The organism is Nocardia sp. NPDC006982, from assembly GCF_042869435.1.
GTDB lineage: Bacteria > Actinomycetota > Actinomycetes > Mycobacteriales > Mycobacteriaceae > Nocardia.
In genome coordinates, this window is the sequence record NZ_JBIAFV010000015.1 from 187,010 (window position 1) to 201,773 (window position 14,764).

Here is a 14,764-nt window from a genome sequence, read left to right on the forward strand (position 1 = left end):
CCCTCCCCCTAACGCCCGTAAGCCAGTAACTTGTATTGCGCAGCCGCTTTTTGGTACGCCTCTTGCACATTGGTTCCCTCGACCTTCGCGACATATCGGTCGTACGCGAGATAGCACACCGGCGGATAACTGAGTGAAGAGGTCTTTTTGTCCTTGGTGTCGAAACACTTCGCGTCCGGCATGTTCGGTGGCGCGTCGATCGGGCGGTATCCATCGGATCGCTGATCGATAAGGGCGGCGATCAGGCGGACGGTGCTGCTGACATCGCGAGTGCGAAAAACCTTTTCGCCGGAGTATGCGACCAGATCGACGCCGGCATCATCGAAGGCGGCTTTGGATAGTGCCGGGAACCTCTCGGAGGGCAGCGCGCTGCGTGCGGTCATGAGCCTCGTCCGATCGATCCCGGAAATGCTCATCTGCCGGTCTTCGAGCGGCAGGGTCCGGCCGAGCAGGCCGTCCACATCCAGCGGAAGGGACCCGAGCTGATCGATCGGCGTCGGCGAATAGTTCTTCAGTGCCTCGATACTCTTGGTAAACGTCGCCTGGGTGAAAGCGATCAGCGGCGCGGTGTCGACAGGTTCGCTGACCGGATCGGTGATGTACACGTACAGCAGCATGGTGTCGTGTGCGAGAAATGAATCCAGCGTCCGTTTACCGGGCGACCATTTCGCCCGGGCGCTCGGGTGTTCCGGGATCGTCACGGTCTCGCCGGGGTCCAGCTCCGCCTGGCGGTCGGCCAGGCGACGGGCCGCGGTCTCGGCCTTGGCCGCGTCGGAGAATCGAAGCGTATCAATGATTACCGAGCTGCCGACCCACGGGTTTTTGCGGCGTTCGCCGGATGATTCCCACCCGGCGACGAGTCCTTGCGCGAGGTCGGGGAACTCCATGCTCGGGATAGAGGTCATGGTTGCCGGTGATTTCAGGGTGGTCCGCCCATCCACCGATGCCAGGCGCTGGTAAGCGAACTTCCCGTCTATTTCGAAAGGCAACGGTATCGAGTTTCCGATCCGCACCGACTCCAGGTTGGCTCCCGAGTCCGCCGTGCGCGTGGATTCCATATCGCGTGGCGTTGTCGGATAGTTCCCGGAGTCCAGTTTGGTTACGTCGATGGCGGGGGTGGTCGCGTCCTTGCTGTCACCGCAGGCTGCGGTAGCGGCGAGGGCCACGGCGATCATGGCGTACAGGCTGTGTCGGAATCGCATGTTCGGACTCACTCGCTCTTGGCCAGGATTGCGTATTGAGCGGCGGCGCGCTGGTACAGCACCGGGTCCAGGTTTCCGGTGAACGTGCGCCCTACGACAACGGCCGCGTACCTCCCATAGACCACGACGCAATATTGATCGAAATTCCTTGTGTCGTCTCTGGTATCGAGCTTGATACAGGTGGCATCGGGCAGGCCCGGTGGCGATGGGATGATCTCGTCGTTCTTACCGGCCTTGGCCAGGACGGATTGGAGGTGGAAGGCGCCGGACAGGTCCCGCGCACGATAGAGGATCGCGCCACGGCGTCCGACAAGATCGACCCCGCTCTCATCGAATGCCTTCTGCAGCTCGATCGGATTGCGTTCGAAGTGCAGTTCGCCGGACGGTTCGAAATAGCCGAAATCACTCTTGCCGATGAACGGGTCGCTGAAGTCCGGGGCCTCGGGCAGTGCGCGGCGCATGATGTTGTCCGGATCCGTCGGCAGGTCGAGCAAGTCGTCCAGTGGTACCGGCTTCTGCTGGTCCAATCGGGTGATCTGCAGGTCGATCGCTTTACCGATATTGTTCGCGACCATGGTCTGATCTGGTTGGGGGAGAGCGGCATTCGCCACGATCACGTACGGGCCGTGCGCGACGAACGAGGTCACCGTCTTGTCGTCGGCCGAGGAGGCCCGAGCATCCGAATGACCCGGGATGGCCACCGGATGACGGCCCGGATTGCTGTTGGTGAGCTGATCGAACTGGTCGGCGGCGGCTCGCCCGGCCGCGTCGGTCGGGAAGCGCAATATCGAGATGATCAGCTTCTTACGACTGCGGAGATTACCGTTGGTGCCGGAGACATAAACTCCCGCAAGGAGATTGTTGTCCGTCGCGACCGGACGATACAGTTCGGGAAAGGATTTCTCGCTGATCATCGAATCGGCATTCGCCATTAACGTCTGATTCGCGGTCACGCTGATTTCGCTGTCGATCTCGAACGGATGAACCAGGTAGTTGAGCATTCGGCGCGCTTCGATCAGCCGCAAGTCGGGAATGCTGGTGATGTCGGGAGCGTAGGCAGTCGGCTCGGCGGTGTACGCCCCGGTCTTCAATGTCACGACATCGACCGGCGAAAGCCCCGGCCCCGGTTGCCCTGTCACGGTCGTCGAACAACTCACGCTCGCTGCGGTTGCTGCGGCGAGCAGTGCGACGAACCCGCCTCGGTACCTCATGCTTCCCCCGTTCCGGAGCTGTTCTCCCCGTTCGCTTACTCCCCGCGGGATCCTACTTCACACCTCTCGTCAGCGCCGGAACCGTTTTGGGAAGGGCAGCGACTCGGCCGGCCCCTACGTCACGTGGGTTTTGAGCACCGGAACCGCGTTCTGCGCATGCCGTGTCAGAGGCTATTGGCCAAAAGCGCGTACTGCGCGGTCACCTTCTGCCGCACATCCGGCTCTTTATCGCTGGTGACCACACCGACATACCGCTTGTACGGGACGTAGCAGCGGTACTTGTACTGCCGCTCGGGATCGCCTTTGCTGTTGAGCTGCAAGCACTTCGCGCCTGGCACATCCTTGGGTGCGTCGATCGGGTCGAAGGTGTTGCGCACCTCGTCGATCAGCCCGTCGATGAACTTCTGGCCGGCCGGATAGTCGCGCACGCGGGTGACCGAGCCGTTGTCGACGATGGCGAACCGCTCGACCCCGACCTCGTCCACCAGCTTCTGGGTCTTGGCCTCGTCCTCGGCCGAGTGCACGAAATAACTCGGACCGTAGATCGCGAAGTTATCGGCATTCGGGGTGTGCCCACGACGATCCGCGACCACTACCCGCCCGAGCATGCCCTCCGGGTCGACCTTCAGGCTGCTGAATTTGTCCTGTGGCGTGGCTTGGAATTTGTCCAACGCGGGGACCTGGGCGTCGAGTGTCTTCTCGACCCAACTCTGCAGGTCCGAACTGTCCGCGCGGGGCCGTCCGACGAACAGCGAGATGACGAACTCCTTGTGCGCCATGAAGGTTCCGATATTGGCAATGCCCGGGCGCCAGTGGATATAGGCATCCGGATATTTGCTCGACGTCAGTTTGCGGTTGTCGGGTGAGATGTTGATATCGGCGTCTTCGAGTTCCCGGGCGGCGATCTTCGCGGTGGCCTCGTCCGGGAACCGGAATACCACGTTGGTGATCGCGGTGGTGTCGGCCGACGGCCGGGTCTGACCCGGTGGATCGGGCTTGTCCGAACCGCTGGTGGCGTATCCGGTGAGGTACTTACGGTTCACCAGCACCGGCTTGGACGCGGACGCGACGTGTTCGACGGCATCGTCGATGCTGCTGAGCACCTTGCCTTCGCGCCCGTAGGTGAGCGACGGGTCGATCTTCGAACTGGCGACCACGGCCTCCGACATTCGCATGCCCTCGACCAGCGCCCCATTCGAGCCCGCGTCCTGGTCGTATTTGTGTCGATCGACCGGATAGGTGCCGACCTCCAGTTTGCGCACGTCTTGCTCGGCCGCCAGCGGCGTACCCTGCACGCCGCTGCAGCCGGCCAGCACGCCGGTCACCGCGATACAAGCCACGGCGAGCGCGATGCGCGAAGTCCTAACCATGACAGGCCCCTCGTTCCTCCCGATGTCCATCTGAAGTTACCGGACGGACGCCGGGGAGGGGGACCCCTCAGGGCTTGGATTGCAATACCCTTGTCGATGTGGCGACGACCGCGCGATGCGCACCTCCGAAAGGCCGATACCGTTGAAGGATCGGCAGGTTGAGGTCGTTGTCGGAGGTCACGCCGTCGCCCGGGTCGCGGGTGCGGTGGTGGTCGTCGCACATCGTGGGCATGCGCGCCCGACTCCGGACGCACCCGCCGTCATCGCGCTGGAGTCGCTGGCCGAACTCGTGCGCGACGCCGCCGAACAACATCCGGAGGGGCAGGGCGCGCTGGTCGCGCGGGCGGCAACCCGCTGGCTGATGACGCATGCCGAGCGGATCAGTCCCGGTGCGCCAATCGATTTCGGCATCCTGTCCGCGGCCGAGACCGGCGGGGTGGCAATCTTCCTGCACGGTGCCGTCACCGCGGTGCTCGCCGGTGACGGAACGCTCGAGCGCTATCGGGGCAGCGATGCTGCCTTCACGGTGGACCGGGTCGCATCGGTGCCCGCGCGTGCGGTCGCGCTCTTCGTCGATGACCCCAAGGGCCGCATTCCGGATATGCCCGCCGAGCGGGGGATCGGCTGGTTGGTCGAGGGAATCGCACAGGCGGGCGGCGCGATCGTCTGGTCCGACGCGGTGCGCGGCCGGTCCGAACCGGCGCGATCCGAGCACGCGCATCCACCGCCGACCGCGCGCATCGACTCGGGACCGACCCAGCGTCCCGAGCCCGAACCGCAGCTCGAGGCCGAACATCTGACCGAGACCCGCGCCTCTACCGCGATGCTCGATTCGGTTCAGGAGCAGGAACCGGTCGACCCGCATCACGCGCCGACCCAAATGGGCGGCACCAATCCGGCCCCGCGCCCGGATCCGGATCTGCAGCGCAGGCTGGAGGCCACCGCGAAGGCCACCGCGCTCACCGTCAAGGTGCTGGGATTCAAGTGCGCGCGTGCGCATCCCAGCGATCCGCGCTCGGCGTTCTGCACGGTCTGCGGGATGCCGGTGGATCAGACGCAGCAGCTGATCGAGGTGGTCCGCCCGCCGCTGGGCATGCTGGTCCTCGACGACGGCATGACCTACATGCTGGCCGCGGATGCGGTCCTCGGCCGCGATCCAGAACATTCCGAACAGGCCCGCCGCGGCATGGTGCCGTTGAAGGTCGAGGATTCCTCGGGCGGCATGTCCCGCGCGCACGCCGAGGTGCTGCTGGTGAATTGGGATGTGTCCCTGGTGGATCGGGGTTCCACCAATGGCACCCGCACCCGCCTGCCCGGTTACCGCGACTGGATCCGCCTCCCACCCCACCAGCCGATGGGCCTGATACCCGGCACCGAAATCATGATCGGCAACCGGGTGCTGCGATTCGAACCAGCCGCCCCGCCACCTTTCGGGTGATCGACCAGCCGACCCGCGGCATCTATAAGACCCGGTGTCGCCGGGCGGTGGTACTGCCACGAGCAGACCTGTGACTTTGGTTGCAGGCCAACCCTGGTGGAGCAATTCATCAGGTCGTGCAGGTGTTGCGCGTTTTGACACATTTCACGATCGGGAGCTCAGGAATACCGCGACGTGCAGGTGTGCTCGCCGTTGAGCACTCCGGCGCGGAACGCGTCGACCCGGGAGAACCCACTCGGTACGGTCTTGCCCTCGATATCGCTGGCCGCCAGCCCGTCGGCCAGTAGTCCGGAGACCGCCTCGTCGAGATCGCCTGCGGCCAAGACGATATCGCCCTGGGCCTGGGTTCGTCCCGGCTGCGCGAGCTTGCCGGTGACCACACCCGACAGGCAGGCCGCGCGTAATCCGGTCTTGGCACCGACGAGCTGCTGGCCGTTGCTCTGCTGCACGGCGAGGGTGTAGCGCGAGATGAAGACGATGTAGCCGTTGTAATCGCCGGTCACCTTGAGCGGCAACGGATCATTGTCATCGGCATCGGAGGTGCCGCGCTGCGCGAGCGCCGGCACATCGGTCGCGATGGTGTTCTTGGCCGGGCAATACGAAACCGGCGGTGTGGCAACGCCGTTCTTGCAGTCGATTTTCGCGCCGGAGTAGTCGTAGGTCGGCGCCGACTTCAGCGGCAGGATCGCGGCGAGTGCCTTGCTGAGCTCGATCAGACTGTCCTTGTCGATCGGATTCTCGCCGTGGCCGGGATCGTCCTTGAAACTCTGCGGCAAATTGCCACGGCGGCGCTCGATTTCGTGCATATCGATGGCCTTGCACGCCTTCGGACCATCGGTGAAGCCGATCTGCACGGCCGTGACCCGCTCGAATGCCGAACCGTGCACGCTCTCGGGATCATCCGGATTGGAGTCCCGAATGGCGACGGTCGCGGCCAGCACCGAGTTCAGGCCGTCGGAGGTATTGATGGTGAAGTGCTTGGATTTGCCTTCTGCCACATGGCGAATGAACGCACCCGAGAAGCAGTCCGCCTGCTGCTCCTTGACGATCACCGGATCCTTCGCCTGCACGATTTTCGCCAGGGTCTGGATGGCGTGTCCGTATTCATGGGCGAGCACCATGATCACGGCCATCTTGCCGAAGGTGTCCTCGATCGTCGGCAACAGCACCGAGCGGTCCCAGCCGATCGAGTTGTCCAGTCGGCAGTAGGCCGCGTTCACCAGGTGATAGGTGGATTCCCTGCAGAATTCGAGTGCCTGGGTGCGCGGCGCCTTCGCGCTCCAGGAGATCAGCTTGTCGACCGGCTTGAATTCGCCGTCGAAGTCCTTGCTGTATTCGGCGCGCCAGTATGTCTGGATATCATCGATCGCGTTGAGCGCCAGGGCATCCACCTCGCCGCTGTCGCCGTTCACCGCGGTGAGCGAGCTGTCGGGGACGCCGTCGCGCGGTCCGCTCGGACCGTTCGTGGTGGGCAGTCCGGCGACCTTGAACGGATCGTCGTAGACCGAAACCGCTCGACCGTGGACCGCGCGAGTGCAGCCCGCCAACATTGCGATTACGCACAGTGCTGCGGCAATGACTGCGGTCGCTCGGAGTTTCGGCAAGGCTCCCCCTAGTCGGCCGGTCGCACGTTCATAACGGTCTCCGGATCGGGGCATAAAGGCGCATCGGGGGCACCGCCGAAGTCCGGGTGATGGAATAGTATCCGCTGCATGTCTTTACCGGGGGCGCAGACCATCACCGTGCGCCATGATGGAACCGAACGGGTCTTCGATTCGAATCAACAGGTCACGATGGGCCGCGCACCGGAAGTGACGTTGTTCGTGGACAGCCCACTGGTCTCGCGGGTGCATGCGACGCTCGCCTGGCAGGGGAACAGCTGGGTACTCACCGACAATGGCAGCACCAACGGCGTTTTCGTGGATGCGCGGCGGTTGAGTCAGCCGGTGCCGATCAATCGGCCGACGCAAGTCCGCCTCGGTGATGCGATCAGTGGTCCGCTATTGCATCTGCTGCCCGCGACGCCGGCCCAGCCGCAGCGACCGCAGGCAGCGCAACCGCCACCGTCGCAACCACAGTCGTCGGTGCCGCCGGGTTATCAACATCCGCGACGGACACCGCAGGCACCGCCCCCGTCCCAGCAGCGTCCGCAACAGCAACGTCCAGAGCACCCCCCGCAACCGCCTTCGCAGCCGCAACCCCAGCAGCCACCGCCCTCCCAACCGCAGCAGCCGAACGTCAATATGACCTTCAAGGCCGACACCTCGATGCTGCCGCCGGTTCGCACCCGCCCGTCCACGGCGCCGATCGCGAGGGCCGATCGCCTGCCGCCCGGCGGGCTGAATATAGGTCGTACCTCCGACAATCAGATCGTCGTCAACGATCCGCTGGCCTCGCGCAAGCACGCCCGGCTGGTCGCGGACTCCGAGGGCCTGACCATCGAGGACCTCGGCTCGGCCAACGGCACCTTCGTCAACGGCCGTCGCGAACAACGCACGGTGCTGCGCGAGCGCGACATCATCACCATCGGAAATATCGACTTCGTCGTCCAGCAGGGCACATTGGTGCATCGGCAGAAGCCGGTCGCCGAACAGGGCCTGCACGTGCACGGTGTCGGATTCACTGTCGAGGGCAATAAGCAGCTGCTCGTCGATGTGAATATGCAGGCGGGACGGGGCACGCTCACCGCACTCATCGGACCTTCCGGTGCGGGCAAATCGACGCTGTCGAAATTGATCGCGGGCAGCACGCAGCCCTCCGGCGGTGTGGTCACCTTCGAAGGTCGCAATCTGCACGCCGAATACGAGGCGCTGCGTTCCCGCATCGGCATGGTGCCGCAGGACGATGTGCTGCACCGTCAGCTGACCGTGCGCCAAGCCCTCGGCTACGCCGCCGAACTTCGACTGCCGCCGGACAATTCGAAGGCTGACCGCCAGCAGGTGATCGACGGTGTGCTGAAAGAACTTTCGCTCACCGAACACGCCGAGACCAGGGTGGACCGGCTCTCCGGTGGTCAGCGCAAGCGCGCGTCGGTGGCGCTGGAACTGCTCACCGGTCCGTCGCTGCTGATCCTGGACGAACCGACCTCGGGCCTGGATCCGGCGCTGGACCGTCAGGTGATGACGATGCTGCGCGAGCTGGCCGATGCCGGTCGCACCGTCATCGTGGTCACCCACTCGGTGGCCTGCCTGGACATGTGTGATCAGGTGCTGTTGCTCGCACCCGGTGGCAAGACGGCCTTCTGCGGTCACCCGGCCAGCGTCGGCGCGGCCATGGGCACCAGCGACTGGGCGGAGATTTTCGGGCGGGTCGCCGCGAATCCGGATCAGGCATTCGCCGCGTACCGGTCCAGGCTGGCCTTCGCGCCACCGCCGCCACCGCCCGCGCCACCGCGTCAGGGCTCGGCGGGCAGCCCGCCGCAATCCGGGCGCGCCAAGCAGTTCTCCACCTTGGCGCGACGGCAGGTCCGATTGATCTTCGCCGACCGCGGTTACCTGGCGTTCCTGGTGATCCTGCCCTTTATCCTCGGTGCGCTGTCGCTGGTGGTGCCGGGCAGCAACGGTTTCCAGAGCGGTCCGCTGGAGCAGGTGCAGAGCGGCAACGAGGTGCTGTTCGTCCCGTCCGGAGGCAGCGAGACCCAGCAACTGCTTGTCGTATTGATTTTGGGCGCCTGCTTCATGGGATCCACGCTGACCGTGCGTGATCTGGTCGGCGAGCGCACCATCTTTTATCGCGAGCGCGCGGTCGGGCTGCTGCCCTCCGCGTATTTGCTCGCCAAGATCGCGGTGTTCAGCATTACCGCGTTCCTGCAGGCGGCGGTGCTGGTCGGCATCACGCTGGTCGGTAAGAAGCCGCCGCTGGAGGGTGCGGTGATCCCGAACGGGCCCACCGAGCTCTATCTCGATATCGCGTTGACCGCGGTGTGCTGTGTGGTCTTCGGCCTGCTGCTGTCCAGTCTGGCCAAGTCCAACGAGCAGGTCATGCCGATGCTCGTGGTGATGATCATGGTCCAGCTGGTCATGGCGGGCGGCCTGATTCCGGTGACCGACCGGGTGGTGCTCGAACAGGTCTCGTGGCTGTTCCCGTCACGATGGGGTTATGCGGCCGGGGCGTCGACGGTGGATATTCGGACACTGTTCGCCAATGCGCAACCCGACGCGCTGTGGAAGCACGAGCCGAATATCTGGTATCTCGATATCGGCCTGCTCGTCGCGATAACCGCGGTATTGGCGATCATCACCTGGCGTCGGCTGCGGTTGCGGAAGTCGAACGCGTGAGGGGCCGCTCAGGCGGGCTCTCACCAGATGCGGTGAGCATGTCGCTCGCGCAGCAGGCACACTTATGCCTGTGACGGTGCGAGTTGGGGCAGTACATCTCGGATGGGATGTGGTGTCCGTTGCCGCGGGCGGCGGTGGGACACCGATCCGGCCCGTGCAGGTAGAAGGTACATACACGCCGCCGGCATATCTGCTGGCGGATTCGTCGGGTCGGCTGCACACCGCCGGAGTGGAGCGGCAGCGGCCGGATCTGGGGATGGCGATCGCCGACGTGCGCGACATCCTCGGCCATCCGCAGATCGTGGTGGCCGGTGCGACCTGGCCTGCCGAGCTGGTCTTCCGTGCCCGCATGTACAACCCGCTCGCGGCCATCGGCAAATATCTGCGCGGCAAACCGGATCTGGTCGCCTTGCCGTTCCCGGACGGCTGGCCCGACGCGAAGGTCGATGTGTACGTCGACCTGGTCGAACGGCTGGACGTCACGGTCGAACCGCTGCCGGAAAGCGTTGCGCTGTCCGGATATGTGCGTGCGCTCGGTCTGGTGCGGTCCCCGGACGATCGCAATCCACACGGCATCGGCGCGACCGGGGTGTACTCCGACGGGCGGACCATGCTGGTCGTCGCGGTGCACGGGGACGATGAGCAGCCGACCGAATCGGTCGACGTGCCGGTCACCGCGGAGGCCATGCGCGATGCGCGTTCGGCCGACAATGTGGTGATCGAGGTGATGGCCGCGGCCCGCTCGATCGGCGCGGACACCTCGACGGTGCTGTTGTCCGGCAATGTCTGCTTCAACGACGCGCTGCGCTTGGCGTTCCAGAATCATCTCGGGCACCGGTTGCATGTGGCCGATCATCCGATGCACGCGCTGGTGCTCGGTGCCTCGCATCTGCTGGTGACCGATAACGAGAACGGTGAGCCGGAGTCGGCGGGACGGCATGCCGAGCCCGCGCCGCCGCGGGTGCGGCAGGCGGAGTCGCCCCAGTATCAGGCCGAATCGGCACAGCAGCAGGCGCTTTCGGTGCAGCGGCAGGCCGAGGCCGCGCAGGCGCAGGCGTTGTCGGCGCAGCGCCAGGCCGAGGCGTTGCAGCCGTCTCGTTCGGAGCAAGGGCCGGTTCGGCCTGAGCAGGGGCCGGTCCGACCGGAGCAGGGGCAGGGCCAGCGCGAGGCCGGGCAGTCGCATCCGCCGGTGGTTCAGTACGGGCCCGGATATCCGACCGTTCAACCCTCGACCGAGCCGACGGGGGAGGAGCCGACCACCCGGGTCAGCCGGGAGTCCTTGCCGCCGAACCTCGCCGAGTTGGGTAGCCGATTCACCCGCCCGCCCGGGCAGTATCCGGACGAGCAGCGGCCCAGCGTTATCGGTCGGCCTCCCGCAGCCCAGGGACCGGTGCCGCCGTCGGGTCCGCGCGGTCCCTACCAGCCGCCGCAGGATCAACCGCCGCAGTCGGAGTGGCATCCGCACGAATCCGACGATGACGCGGACAAGCCGCGCAGGGGCAAGGGCAAGCGCTGGGGCAAGTTGTTCGGCGCGCCGGCGGTGGCCGGTGCCGCCGTGCTGGCCGCGATGGCCATGCCCTCCGGTGGTGACCGAGTCGAACCGGCTGCTTCGGTCGCCGGCACGCCGGTCTCCTGCCCATTGACCCCGTATGTCACCAATGAGCAGCGTGAAGGCATTGCCGCGGCTCGCGGATACGACCCTGGCCTGGTATCGGAACCGGGCGATTCCGGATTCGACGCCGCGGGTGCGGAGTGCGCGCAGCCGAGCATCGACGTCCCCCGCTACGTGGTCCCGGGCCCGCCCGGCGCCATCGACCACGGCCCACCGATCGAGATCTGACCGGTTTCATACCGCTGGGGCATGGCTGGTATCGTTGCCCGTTGGCGTGTGGAAGTACGTCGAGCCCTGGGTCTCAACCGGCCGCCGGGAACCGCTCGACTGCACGCCGTGGCTGGCAACACCGACTACAGACAGGGAACCACTGTGCCTACGTACAGCCCCAAGGCGGGTGACGTGACCCGCAAGTGGTACGTCATCGACGCCACTGACGTAGTGCTCGGCCGTCTCGCCGTCCAGGCAGCGAATCTGCTGCGCGGCAAGACCAAGCCGACCTACGCGCCGAACTTCGATGGTGGCGACTTCGTCATCATCATCAACGCCGACAAGGTTGCCATCTCCGGCAACAAGAAGGCGGACAAGCTGATCCACCACCACAGCGGACACCCGGGCGGCCTCAAGTCGCGCACTGTCGGTCAGGTGTTGGAGTCGCGGCCCGATCGTCTCGTGGAGAAGGCCGTCAAGGGCATGATCCCGAAGAACAAGCTCGGCAACGCCATCGCGGGCAAGCTGAAGGTCTACGCGGGCCCGACGCATCCGCACGCCGCTCAGCAGCCCATTCCGTTCGAGATCAAGCAGGTGGCCCAGTGACCGCTCCTGAGGAATTCAACGAGGACTACGCCGAGGACGCCAACGTCGAGGTCGTCGACGAGGACTACGGCTACGAGGCCGAGCCCGCCGCCTACGCCCCGGTCGTGATCGACCGCCCGGTGCAGACCGTCGGTCGTCGCAAGGAGGCCGTCGTTCGTGTGCGCCTGCTGCCCGGTACCGGCAACTTCGTGCTCAACGGCCGCACCATCGAGGACTACTTCCCGAACAAGGTGCACCAGCAGCTGGTCAAGTCGCCGCTGGTGACCGTCGAGCGGACCGAGTCCTTCGACATCCACGCGCGTCTCGTCGGCGGTGGCCCCTCGGGCCAGGCCGGTGCGCTGCGTCTGGCCATCGCCCGTGCGCTCATCGAGGTCACTCCGGACGACCGTCCCGCCCTCAAGCGGGCCGGCTTCCTGACGCGTGACCCGCGTGCTACCGAGCGTAAGAAGTACGGCCTCAAGAAGGCCCGTAAGGCGCCGCAGTACTCGAAGCGCTGATTTTGGCTACGTCGGCCACCGTCATCCGCCACCCTGGAGGTGTCGGAGGCGGTACGGTCGGCGGGGCACCTGTGCGAGAGCAGGCTCCCAGTACGGCTGGGCGCCTGCTCTCGTGCTGTATCTATTTGCGGCGTTTGCGGGGCCCTGCGTGGTTACGCGGGCTGCCGCCTCCGTGCCCGTCGCGCACGCCGCGGATCTACGATGAGGGGCGAGGGTAGTGGGACGTTTGTTCGGCACCGACGGAGTCCGTGGGCTTGCCAATGAATCGCTGAGTCCGGAACTGGCGCTGCGGGTTTCCGGTGCGGCCGCGCAGATCCTGAGTCGCGGCAAGGAGCGTGCGCTCGCCGTGGTCGGTCGCGATCCACGCGCCAGCGGTGAGATGCTCGAGGCCGCGGTCACCGCGGGTCTGACCGCCGCGGGCGTGAATGTGCTTTCGGTAGGCGTACTTCCGACTCCGGCCGTGGCGTATCTGACCGGTCTGTACGACGCTTGCCTCGGCGTAATGATCTCGGCTTCGCACAACCCCATGCCGGACAACGGAATCAAGATCTTCGCGGCCGGCGGGCACAAGCTCGACGATGCGATCGAGGACCGGATCGAGGCGTTGATCGCCGAAGATGCGACGCTGCGGCCGATCGGTGCGGGGGTCGGTCGCGTGCTGAACGCTTCCGGCGCCCGCGATCACGGGCTGGTGATCCCGAATCAATACAGCGAGGCGGGCACGCACGAGCGGTACGTCGAGCATCTGGTCGAGGCGACCGGACAGGACCTGTCAGGGCTGACCGTCGTCGTCGACTGTGCGCACGGCGCGGCCTCCGAGGTCGGACCCGCGGCCTACCGTGCGGCCGGTGCGACGGTCATCGCGATCAATGCCGAACCGGACGGCCTCAACATCAATGATGGTTGCGGCTCAACGCATCTCGAACAAATTCAGCACGCGGTACGCGAGCACGGCGCCGACCTCGGCATCGCACACGACGGTGACGCCGACCGCACGTTGGCCGTCGATGCCGAGGGCGCCGTCGTCGACGGTGACGCGATCCTGGCCATCCTCGCGCTTGCCATGCACGAGACCGGTTCGCTCGTCCAGAACACGCTGGTCGCCACGGTCATGAGCAATCTGGGTCTGCACATCGCGATGCGCGAAGCGGGAATCACCTTGCGCACCACCGCCGTCGGCGACCGGTACGTCCTCGAGGAGTTGCGTCGCGGCGGCTACAACCTCGGCGGTGAACAGTCCGGCCATGTGGTTTTCTCCGACTACGGCACCACCGGCGACGGCATCCTCACCGGATTGAAACTGATGGCTCGTATGGCGCAGACCGGCCGCACGCTGGCCGATTTGGCTGCGGTGCTGCAGACCGTGCCACAGGTGCTGGTGAACGTCCCGGTTACCGACAAGGCCACGGTCGCCGCCGCCCCCGAAATCCGCGAGGCGGTAGCGGAAGCCGAACGAGCCCTCGGGGACTCCGGGCGAATCCTGTTGCGCCCCAGTGGAACCGAGCAACTGGTTCGGGTGATGGTCGAGGCGACCGACCCGGTTCAAGCCCAGCAACTGGCCGACGATCTGGCCAAGCGCGTAGCCGCGGTGTAGTTGGAGCAGCGGCACGATCGGCCGCACGTCTGCTCCATGCGGAAGGTAAGCCGCATGGAGCCATGCGGTCGACGAGTCGAGTCGAATGATGGTTCTGCGCCCCATCTCGAGCGCTCCTTCGATCGGCCTCGATGGCCGCCTGCGAGCCGGCTGCTTTGGGTGGCGGGGCCCGCGCGAGTCTCGAAGGTTCGCTGCGGCAACGGCGAGTTGTCCACAGGGAATCGGTTATCCACAGACTTTCTGTCTGCGCTGGTCGGGCACCGAGGGCGAGGTTCGGTTTCGCCGATAGTTGGCGTATGCGACCAGGCCTGGAAGAAGTACGGGACAAGCAATTCGGGGTGTTCACCTCATGGCAGGTGCTATGCGAGTACACCCGCGCGGAGATGCGAAATTTACTCGACCGAGGCGAATGGGTCCGAGTCTTCCGCGGCGTCTTCCGCGAAGCGACCACTTCGCCCTCCGCCCAACTCCGTGTCGAAGCGGCCCGACTATCCATGGGAGTGCCAACCCTGACCGCCGCGTATCACACGGCCGCCGAACTGCACGGCTTCCCAACACCGCACAGCCAACCCACCCATGTACTGGGCATCCAGGATTCGCGCTCCCGCCGCCTGATCGTCCATCGTGACCACGTCGACAAGGCCGAACTAGAACTGGATCTGGCACGCTTTCCGTGATTGACCCATGCGAATTGCGTTCTGGGGCATGATGATTGATCATGTGCCCGGTGTTCTGAGCTTGGGCCGT

11 protein-coding genes are annotated in these 14,764 nt (G+C 65.5%); 7 read left to right on the top strand and 4 right to left on the bottom strand.

Going from position 1 to position 14,764, the window contains the following annotated elements:
• Positions 1 to 8 precede the first annotated feature (8 nt).
• The 3 genes from ACFYOW_RS39015 to ACFYOW_RS39025 all read right to left on the bottom strand — a co-directional run bounded on the left by ACFYOW_RS39015 (position 9) and on the right by ACFYOW_RS39025 (position 3,783).
• Positions 9 to 1,175, bottom strand: coding sequence for a hypothetical protein (locus ACFYOW_RS39015; RefSeq protein WP_387295291.1), 1,167 nt, complete (start codon positions 1,173 to 1,175; stop codon positions 9 to 11).
• Between the two features lie 35 nt (positions 1,176 to 1,210).
• Positions 1,211 to 2,299 carry a hypothetical protein gene (locus ACFYOW_RS39020; protein WP_387295293.1) on the bottom strand — a complete coding sequence of 363 codons (1,089 nt, stop codon included), beginning with the start codon at positions 2,297 to 2,299 and terminating at the stop codon, positions 1,211 to 1,213.
• Positions 2,300 to 2,577: 278 nt separating this feature from the next.
• Positions 2,578 to 3,783, bottom strand: coding sequence for a hypothetical protein (locus ACFYOW_RS39025; RefSeq protein WP_387295295.1), 1,206 nt, complete (start codon positions 3,781 to 3,783; stop codon positions 2,578 to 2,580).
• A gap of 115 nt (positions 3,784 to 3,898) precedes the next feature.
• Here ACFYOW_RS39025 and ACFYOW_RS39030 point away from each other — a divergent pair, with 115 nt between their 5' ends.
• Positions 3,899 to 5,221, top strand: a complete 1,323-nt coding sequence (locus ACFYOW_RS39030; RefSeq protein ID WP_387295296.1) for an FHA domain-containing protein — start codon at positions 3,899 to 3,901, stop codon at positions 5,219 to 5,221.
• Positions 5,222 to 5,379: 158 nt separating this feature from the next.
• Here ACFYOW_RS39030 and ACFYOW_RS39035 read toward each other — a convergent pair whose 3' ends face one another.
• The gene (locus tag ACFYOW_RS39035; protein WP_387295298.1) at positions 5,380 to 6,825 is read right to left on the bottom strand and encodes a metallopeptidase; all 1,446 of its coding nucleotides are present in this window, start codon (positions 6,823 to 6,825) and stop codon (positions 5,380 to 5,382) included.
• 108 nt (positions 6,826 to 6,933) lie between these two features.
• Between ACFYOW_RS39035 and ACFYOW_RS39040 the strand changes: the two genes are divergently transcribed.
• The 6 genes from ACFYOW_RS39040 to ACFYOW_RS39065 all read left to right on the top strand — a co-directional run bounded on the left by ACFYOW_RS39040 (position 6,934) and on the right by ACFYOW_RS39065 (position 14,694).
• Positions 6,934 to 9,498, top strand: coding sequence for an FHA domain-containing protein (locus tag ACFYOW_RS39040; protein ID WP_387295300.1), 2,565 nt, complete (start codon positions 6,934 to 6,936; stop codon positions 9,496 to 9,498).
• 64 nt (positions 9,499 to 9,562) lie between these two features.
• On the top strand, positions 9,563 to 11,338 hold the full coding sequence (locus tag ACFYOW_RS39045; protein ID WP_387295302.1) for a hypothetical protein: 1,776 nt from the start codon (positions 9,563 to 9,565) through the stop codon (positions 11,336 to 11,338).
• Between the two features lie 144 nt (positions 11,339 to 11,482).
• The gene (rplM, locus tag ACFYOW_RS39050; protein ID WP_040686710.1) at positions 11,483 to 11,926 is read left to right on the top strand and encodes a 50S ribosomal protein L13; all 444 of its coding nucleotides are present in this window, start codon (positions 11,483 to 11,485) and stop codon (positions 11,924 to 11,926) included.
• Positions 11,923 to 12,423 carry a 30S ribosomal protein S9 gene (gene rpsI, locus ACFYOW_RS39055; RefSeq protein WP_063039085.1) on the top strand — a complete coding sequence of 167 codons (501 nt, stop codon included), beginning with the start codon at positions 11,923 to 11,925 and terminating at the stop codon, positions 12,421 to 12,423. Before rplM ends, rpsI begins: the two co-directional genes overlap by 4 nt.
• A 217-nt stretch (positions 12,424 to 12,640) precedes the next feature.
• Positions 12,641 to 14,017 (top strand): phosphoglucosamine mutase, encoded by a 1,377-nt coding sequence (gene glmM / locus ACFYOW_RS39060; protein WP_387295304.1) that lies wholly within the window; start codon positions 12,641 to 12,643, stop codon positions 14,015 to 14,017.
• A gap of 296 nt (positions 14,018 to 14,313) precedes the next feature.
• Positions 14,314 to 14,694: a hypothetical protein gene (locus tag ACFYOW_RS39065; protein ID WP_387295306.1), complete on the top strand. Its 381-nt coding sequence runs from the start codon at positions 14,314 to 14,316 to the stop codon at positions 14,692 to 14,694.
• Positions 14,695 to 14,764 lie beyond the last annotated feature (70 nt).